The sequence below is a fragment of the Bacillus sp. BB081 genome, assembly GCF_008368895.1.
Lineage (GTDB): Bacteria > Bacillota > Bacilli > Bacillales > Bacillaceae_G > Bacillus_A > Bacillus_A wiedmannii.
Map to the genome: position 1 here is coordinate 43,740 of NZ_QOZX01000051.1, position 7,968 is coordinate 51,707.

8 protein-coding genes and 1 pseudogene are annotated in these 7,968 nt (G+C 35.4%); 8 read left to right on the forward strand and 1 reads right to left on the reverse strand.

Annotated elements, in window-relative coordinates; genetic code table 11:
- Positions 1-10 precede the first annotated feature (10 nt).
- From DN394_RS20935 to DN394_RS20960, 6 genes are all read left to right on the forward strand, one after another.
- Positions 11-862 carry an ABC transporter ATP-binding protein gene (locus DN394_RS20935; RefSeq protein WP_098150335.1) on the forward strand — a complete coding sequence of 284 codons (852 nt, stop codon included), beginning with the start codon at positions 11-13 and terminating at the stop codon, positions 860-862.
- The gene (locus DN394_RS20940) at positions 863-1,513 is read left to right on the forward strand and encodes an ABC-2 transporter permease (protein WP_098150336.1); all 651 of its coding nucleotides are present in this window, start codon (positions 863-865) and stop codon (positions 1,511-1,513) included.
- Between the two features lie 136 nt (positions 1,514-1,649).
- Positions 1,650-3,263, forward strand: a complete 1,614-nt coding sequence (locus DN394_RS20945) for a long-chain fatty acid--CoA ligase (protein ID WP_098110343.1) — start codon at positions 1,650-1,652, stop codon at positions 3,261-3,263.
- 123 nt (positions 3,264-3,386) lie between these two features.
- A complete protein-coding gene (locus DN394_RS20950) occupies positions 3,387-3,962 on the forward strand; it encodes a biotin transporter BioY (protein WP_001093321.1) in 576 nt (191 codons plus the stop codon).
- 65 nt (positions 3,963-4,027) lie between these two features.
- Positions 4,028-5,491: an acyl-CoA synthetase gene (locus tag DN394_RS20955; RefSeq protein ID WP_149294193.1), complete on the forward strand. Its 1,464-nt coding sequence runs from the start codon at positions 4,028-4,030 to the stop codon at positions 5,489-5,491.
- The gene (locus DN394_RS20960; protein ID WP_098110341.1) at positions 5,484-6,575 is read left to right on the forward strand and encodes an acetyl-CoA C-acyltransferase; all 1,092 of its coding nucleotides are present in this window, start codon (positions 5,484-5,486) and stop codon (positions 6,573-6,575) included. The genes DN394_RS20955 and DN394_RS20960 overlap by 8 nt, the downstream gene beginning before the upstream one ends.
- A gap of 7 nt (positions 6,576-6,582) precedes the next feature.
- Here the strand turns inward: DN394_RS20960 and DN394_RS20965 are convergent, their stop codons facing one another.
- Positions 6,583-7,164, reverse strand: coding sequence for a DUF6434 domain-containing protein (locus DN394_RS20965; protein WP_046957732.1), 582 nt, complete (start codon positions 7,162-7,164; stop codon positions 6,583-6,585).
- A 104-nt stretch (positions 7,165-7,268) separates the two neighbouring features.
- Between DN394_RS20965 and DN394_RS20970 the strand changes: the two are divergent.
- Positions 7,269-7,388 (forward strand): annotated as a pseudogene (locus tag DN394_RS20970) (NUDIX hydrolase); the annotation flags it as partial.
- A gap of 271 nt (positions 7,389-7,659) precedes the next feature.
- Positions 7,660-7,968, forward strand: a 309-nt coding sequence (locus DN394_RS20975; RefSeq protein ID WP_149294194.1) for a helix-turn-helix domain-containing protein, incomplete at its 3' end; no start/stop codon positions are given.

Below are 7,968 nucleotides of genomic sequence, written 5' to 3' on the forward strand. Positions count from 1 at the left end.
GAGTGAAATGATGTCAAACGTTCTAGAAATTAGAAATTTAAGTAAATCATTTGGAAACAAAGTTGTTTTAAAAAATATTACATTCAATGTGCCATCAGGGTCAATTGTGGGATTCATTGGTAACAATGGGGCAGGTAAATCAACAACATTTAAAACAGTACTAGAATTAATTTCTAAAGATAGCGGTACAGTAAAAATATTTGGTGAAGAAAATATAAATAAAAATGCCAAGAATAAGAGGAAGATTGGAGTCGTATTTGATGCTATGAATCTACCGGCTCATCTTACAATAAAACAACTAAATAAGGTTTTTGAAAAGATGTTTGAATCTTGGGATAGAGAAAATTTTTACCGATTAGTTCATTCTTTCTCTTTACCTACTAATGAAAAAGTAGGTAGATTTTCCCGTGGAATGTCGATGAAACTATCTATAGCTGTTGCATTGTCGCATAATGCAAAATTATTAATTCTAGATGAAGCGACAGGAGGTCTTGATCCTTCATCTAGGGAGGAGGTGTTAGAGGAATTAAAAAGTTTTGTGAGTAAAAGTAATGGTGGTATATTACTTTCTTCTCATATTATGAGTGATGTAGAAAAAATCGCTAGCCACCTTATCGTTATAAAAGATGGAGAAATATTATTGAATGAAGAAAAGGATAAGGTTTTGGACAATTATGCCATTGTAGATGTTAATGAGGAACAACTAACTTTAATCAACAAAGATATAGTTGTGGTGAAAAGGAATAATGGTTCTTATTTCAATGTACTTGTATCAGATGTGCATAAACTACCAAATGGGATTGCTCATAGAACCATTTCAATAGAAGAAATAAGTGTTTTATTAACGAGGAGTGAAAAATAAATGAAAGGTTTATTATTGACAAACTATTATCTAGTGTATCGAACTTTCTTTATGTTCATGGGAATAGCGATATTAGGAGCGGGATTTGTTTTTTATTTTGGTAATGCTTCAATGTACCGTTTAATTGCTACGTTCATTATCTTATTTGCTGCGATTCCTGCACTTGAAGTTATTAAATATGAGAGTAAATCAGGTTATGAAAAGTATGTACTTACTTTACCGGTTACTAGAAATAATATTGTACAAAGTCACTATCTTTTCTATTTTTTAGTTGTAATTATAGGTACTTTATTATCATATGGCATATTTTATGTACATGGTTTAGTTTCAGATACACCAATTGATGGTAGTATATTTAAGAGTGTTTCTTTAGGGACTTTCATCATTCTTAATGCCGGAGCAATAGCATATCCACTCCTCTATGTTTTTGGAGCAGAAAAATCTGATGCCATTACAATTGGAGGCGCATGCGGGGGACTTGTTACTTATTTTGGATTACAAAGTGTAATTGGCTATCTAATAGAACAATTTCCAATATCAAATTTAAATTCATCTTTATACGTTTCCATTCTATATACGATATTTGGCGTTACCATATATATCTTTTCTTTTTTTATTTCGTTATTTATATATCGTAAGAAAGAATTTTAGTATATCTTCTCTTAGTATTTTCTGAATTATTTCCAAAGAAATAATTCAGAAAATACAGAAAAATGTCGTGATTATTTGTAGAAGTCTGTTATAATAAACAAAAAATGAAAACGCTTTAAAGGGGGATATAACCAATATGATGATGAATGTACCGCTAACAATTAGTTCTATGATGGAAAGAGCAGAAAAACTGTTTTCAAAGAAAGAAATTGTTTCACGGACACATGACACAGTTACGACGTTAACGTATAAGCAGTTAGGTGAAAGGACGAGAAGGCTTTCTAGTGCGTTAAAAAAATTAGGAATTAAAGAAGGCGAGCGTATAGGAACGTTAGCGTGGAATCATCATCGACATGTGGAAGCATATTTTGCTATTCCTGGTATTGCTTCTGTTTTGCACACAATTAATATTCGTTTATCTCCTCAACATATTTCATACATTATTCAGCACGCAGAAGATCGCATTCTACTTATAGATGAAGATCTCGTACCACTCGTTGAAAATATTCAATCGCAATTATCAACTGTACAAGCCTACATTATTATGACTGATAAAGATGAACTTCCCAATACTACGCTAGAACCTGTATATCATTATGAAAAGCTATTAGAAGAAGGCGATCCAACTTTCCAATTTGTAAAAGATATTGATGAAAATACACCTGCTGGTATGTGTTATACGTCAGCGACTACAGGAAACCCAAAAGGTGTTGTATATACGCATCGTAGTACTGTATTGCATTGTATGGCACTCGGTTTAGCGGATACAGCTGCTTTATCGGAAAGTGATGCGGCGATGGCAATTGTACCAATGTTCCATGTGAACGCTTGGGGGCTTCCTTTTGCAGCTACTTGGTTTGGAACTAAACAAGTTCTGCCAGGACCAATGTTTACTCCAAAAATTTTATTAGAGATGATTCAAGCTGAAAAAGTAACGATAGCAGCAGGTGTGCCGACAATTTGGCTCGGTGTATTACAAGAATTAGAAAATAATAGTTACGATTTATCTAGTATAACGAGAATATTATGCGGTGGTGCTGCTGCACCGAAAAGCGTTATTAAAGCATTTGAGCAAAAATATAATGTTCCTTTCGTACATGCATATGGTATGACTGAAACAAGCCCACTCGTAACACTTGCACGTTTAAAAAGTTATGAAACAGAATTATCATATGAAGAGCAATTAGAAATCCGCTCAAAACAAGGATATCTTGTCCCTGGTGTAGAGATGAAAGTAGTCGGTACAAACGGTGAAGTGAAGTGGGATGGTACTGAGATGGGAGAGTTATGTTTACGAGCACCTTGGATCGCTGAAAGCTATTATAACGATGACCGTACTGTCGAAGGATTCCGAGACGGTTGGTTATATACAGGAGATGTCGTTACGGTTGACGAGGAAGGCTGCGTGAAAATTGTTGACCGTACGAAAGATGTTATTAAAAGCGGAGGTGAGTGGATTTCTTCAGTTGACCTTGAAAATGCATTAATGGCACATGATGCTATATTTGAAGCAGCTGTCGTTGCCGTTCCTCATCCGCAGTGGCAAGAGCGACCAATTGCCTGCGTCGTTCAAAAGAAAAATAGTACAGTAACAAAAGAAGAAATATATGAGTTTTTAAAACCACAGTTTGCGAAGTGGTGGTTACCAGACGATATTATATTTATGGAAGAAATACCGAAAACATCTGTTGGGAAGTTTTTAAAACAGGCGCTTCGGAAAGAACTTGAGCATTTGCATAAAGAGAAATAATTGAAAAAATATTTGTAAACCTACATTTAAAATAAGTTGACAAAGACTAAATAGAAAGATAATATAACTCCTATAATATGTTATCTAAAAATCATTTTAAGTTTACAAATAGGAGAAGCAAATATGAATACAAAAAACTTAGTTTTCGTCGCTTTATTTAGTTCTATTATGGGAGTGTTAGGGTTAATACCTCCAATTGCTCTTGCTATTACACCAGTTCCAATTACATTACAATCACTCGGTGTTATGCTTGCTGGTGGATTGTTAGGATCACGTCTTGGTGCGTTAAGTCAGCTTATTTTCTTACTTATAGTTGGAGTTGGAGCACCATTACTTGCTGGTGGACGCGGTGGTCCAGGCGTATTTGTTGGGCCAAGTGCAGGATATTTACTTGGTTATATCGTTGGAGCGTTTGTCATTGGTTATTTAATTGAGCGTTTACGTGAAGTTTCTATAATAAAGGTATTATGTATTAATATAATTGGTGGTATTTTCGTAGTTTATGTATTTGGTATTATTGTACAAGCTTTCTTTATGGATGTTTCTATATGGCAGACGATGAAAGTAAGTGCCGTATTTTTACCAGGTGATTGCATAAAAGCGATTATAGCGGCAATTCTTGTAACGAAATTACATCGTTCATTGAAACATATTATTACGCCTGCTCTCAAGAGTGGGAAATATACAAATGCGGGATAAGAAAGAGAAGAAACACGTTCATTGCGTGTTTCTTTTTATTATTTTGTAAAGAAAGGACGTCTCAAATGGGGATTACAAAAGAATATAAAAAGTATGCCTCTTTACAAACAAATAAAATAGCAATAAAGGAAAATGATCGAGTATTAACATTTAAAGAATGGTTTGAGTCAGTATGTAAAGTAGCAAACTGGTTGAATGAAAAAGAATCGCAGAATAAAACAATAGCAATTGTATTAGAAAATAGTATGGAGTTTTTACAACTATTTGCTGGTGCTGCTATGGCCGGATGGGTTTGTGTGCCGTTAGATATAAAGTGGAAACAGGATGAGCTCAAAGAAAGAATTGCGATCAGTAACCCGGCTATGATTGTGACAGAGCGATATAAGGTAAAGGATCTACCGGATGAAGAAGGAAGCGTAATTGAAATTGATGAGTGGAAAAGAATAATAGAGAACTCTCTGCCTGCATATGCCCCTGTAAAAGATGTACAACATGCTCCGTTTTATATGGGATTTACATCAGGATCGACTGGGAAGGCAAAAGCATTTTTACGTGCACAACAATCGTGGGTTCATAGTTTTGATTGCAATATACACGACTTTCATATGAAAAAAGAAGATTCTATTTTAATAGCTGGGACGCTCGTTCATTCTCTTTTTTTATACGGTGCAATAAGTGCATTATATGTAGGGCAAACGGTGCATATAATGAAAAAGTTTATTCCAGATCAAGTACTGGATAAGTTAGAAACGGAACATATTTCGGTCATGTATACAGTTCCGACAATGCTAGAATCTTTATATAAAGAAAATAGAGTGATAGAAAATAAAATGAAAATTATTTCGTCAGGAGCGAAATGGGAAGCTGAAGCGAAAGAAAAAATAAAGAGTGTATTTCCTTATGCGCAAAAATATGAATTTTACGGTGCATCGGAACTAAGTTTTGTAACAGCACTTGTTGATGAAGAGAGCGATAGAAGGCCAAATTCAGTAGGAAAACCTTGTCACAATGTTCAAGTTCGAATATGTAACGAAGCAGGAGAAGGAGTACAGAAAGGCGAGATAGGAACTGTTTATGTGAAAAGTGATCAGTTTTTTATGGGCTACATATTGGATAAGGTTTTAGTTCCAGAGTTGACTACGGATGGCTGGATGACAGTGCGAGATGTAGGTTATGAAGATGAAGAAGGCTTTATATACATAGTGGGTAGAGAGAAGAACATGATTTTATTTGGAGGAATTAATATTTTTCCAGAAGAAATAGAAAGTGTATTACATGAACACCCAGCTGTTGATGAAATAGTTGTAATTGGTGTGAAAGATAGTTACTGGGGTGAAAAACCTGTCGCCATCGTAAAAGGAAGTGCTACGAGGCAACAATTAAAAAGTTTTTGCTTACAACGATTGTCCTCGTTTAAAATACCGAAAGAATGGCATTTTGTAGATGAAATACCGTATACAGATAGCGGAAAAATCGCTCGTATTGCAGCAAAAAATATGATTGAAAACCAGGAGAAGATATATGAATAGAGCGGTTATTGTAGAAGCAAAAAGGACACCTATTGGTAAGAAAAATGGGATGTTGAAAGATTATGAAGTTCAGCGATTAGTAACGCCGCTTCTTACGTTTTTAAGTAAAGGAATTGAGAGAGAAATAGACGATGTCATATTAGGGAATATTGTGGGGCCAGGAGGGAATGTTGCAAGATTATCTGCTTTAGCGGCAGGACTTGGTTATCATATTCCTGGTGTAACGATTGATCGGCAATGTGGTGCCGGATTGGAAGCGATTCGCACCGCATGTCATTTCATTCAAGGCGGCGCAGGTAATTGTTATATTGCAGGAGGAGTAGAGAGTGCAAGTACATCACCTTTTCAAAATAGAGCGCGATTTTCACCAGAAACAATTGGTGATCCTAATATGGGAGTGGCGGCTGAATATGTTGCAGAGCGTTATAATATAACGCGAGAAATGCAAGACGAGTATGCTTGCCTTAGTTATAAACGGACACTGCAAGCATTAGAAAATGGATATTTACAAGATGAAATACTTTCTTTTAATGGATCTTTAGATGAGGCTATAAAACGAGAAATGAAATATGAAAGAATGATTAAAAGAACTAAGCCCGCATTTTTACAAAATGGTACAGTAACGGCAGGTAATTCGTGCGGTGTAAATGACGGAGCATGTGCTGTTCTTGTAATGGAAGAGGGGCAAGCCCGAAAATTAGGATACAAGCCTGTTCTTCGTTTCGTTCGTAGTGCTGTAGTTGGAGTGGATCCAAATCTTCCCGGGACGGGTCCGATATTTGCGGTGAATAAATTATTAAACGAAATGAATATGAAAGTAGAGGACATCGATTATTTTGAAATAAATGAAGCATTTGCTTCAAAGGTTGTTGCTTGTGCAAAGGAGTTACAAATTCCTTTCGAAAAATTAAATGTAAATGGTGGTGCAATTGCGCTCGGTCATCCGTACGGTGCATCTGGAGCTATGCTTGTGACACGTTTGTTTTATCAAGCACAAAGAGAGCATATGAAATATGGAATTGCGACGTTAGGAATTGGTGGTGGAATAGGGCTTGCGCTAATATTTGAGAAAGTAGAAGACTAGCAAGGAACTAGTTTTCTACTTTTTGAGGAACATAAGCATTACTACCAGGCTTTGCTTTGATTTCATTCCAAGCAGCGATAGCATCAGCTTTTGATTTTCCTTTATTATTTGGATCTTCGAAAAAATCGCGAGTAAAACGATTGTATTCAAACTGCGCGCTAATAGTTGTTTTATAAGTAGGGTCTTTTTTTTGTTCGTTTTCTTCATACCAAAACGTTATCGCGTCTTCATATGTTTTTCCGACATTCTCTTTAAAAAACTTTTGAAGTGCTACTGTAAAGCGAAAGTTTGCTCCGATTTTTTCTTTGAAAAAAGCACGAACATCTTCGCTGCAGCGGTGATTGTTAGTAATAATCGTTTGAAGAGAAAGGTCTTTATAAGAGAGGGAAGCTTTACTCGCCTTTTGACGAGAGCTGTTTTTTAATATTTTACCAGTATGTAAATAATGTGAGATACGCTCGGTTATTTCAATCTTAGAGCCACTAGCTGGCAAACCATGCTCACGACAAAATGTTTGGAGTTCTGCTTTTAACCAATAATAGTTTTGGAAATCTTCAAGTGATATAGATTTTGTTAAGGGTGGACGCATAGATGTAACAACTTCTTTCTTCCATAATTTTCTTTAATTATAAAACATATGTTCTTTTTGTGGAAGGATTAATTTGTAAATATAATGGGAAGAGGGGATTACATATGGAAAATGTAATGCAAGTTCGTGTTACGGGAATTTTAATTGAAGATGAAAAAGTATTGCTAGTAAAGCAAAAAGTTGCTAATCTCAATTGGTCTTTACCTGGGGGAAGGGTAACTAACTGTTACGATTTATTTAATCAATTATAACTAAAGTTAATTAAATCTATCAAACCTCATTGAATCTATCGAACGTATGTGCTATGGTGGATTCAATAAGGTAGGAATAATAATGAAATTTTCACGAGTTAGTCAAGTATCGGAATTAACAGGTTTGTATCCTAGTAGTCTTAAGAGAATGCTGGTGGAACACGCTACGATTCAGAAGAACAAACCTTTCATTATCTGAAGGGTGAGTGCCAGAATAATTGCACAGTAAAGGAGTTAAATTCTGATGATATTAGCGAAGAAAGTCAGACTGATTCCAACGCCTGAACAAGAACAAGTGCTTAGAAACCATGCCGGTGCTGCAAGATTCGCTTATAACTATTGTAAAAGAATGAGTGATAGATATTATAAGCTATTTGGAAAATCTGTTTCACAGTTAGCTTTACAGAAACGATTTACAAAGATCAAGAAGCGAAAGAGATATGAGTGGTTAAATGACATCAACGCACAAGTTCCTAAACAGGCTTCAAAAGATTTTGATAAGGCGAGAAAACATTCGTTCAAAAAGTACAAAAATGGTTATCACACTTCTTAT

Coding starts and splice junctions, on each gene's coding strand:
- DN394_RS20960 (WP_098110341.1), top strand. CDS start 5,484: ATGAATAGAGCGGTTATTGTAGAAGCAAAAAGGACACCTATTGGTAAG.
- DN394_RS20965 (WP_046957732.1), bottom strand. CDS start 7,164: ATGCGTCCACCCTTAACAAAATCTATATCACTTGAAGATTTCCAAAAC.
- DN394_RS20935 (WP_098150335.1), top strand. CDS start 11: ATGTCAAACGTTCTAGAAATTAGAAATTTAAGTAAATCATTTGGAAAC.
- DN394_RS20940 (WP_098150336.1), top strand. CDS start 863: ATGAAAGGTTTATTATTGACAAACTATTATCTAGTGTATCGAACTTTC.
- DN394_RS20955 (WP_149294193.1), top strand. CDS start 4,028: ATGGGGATTACAAAAGAATATAAAAAGTATGCCTCTTTACAAACAAAT.
- DN394_RS20945 (WP_098110343.1), top strand. CDS start 1,650: ATGATGATGAATGTACCGCTAACAATTAGTTCTATGATGGAAAGAGCA.
- DN394_RS20950 (WP_001093321.1), top strand. CDS start 3,387: ATGAATACAAAAAACTTAGTTTTCGTCGCTTTATTTAGTTCTATTATG.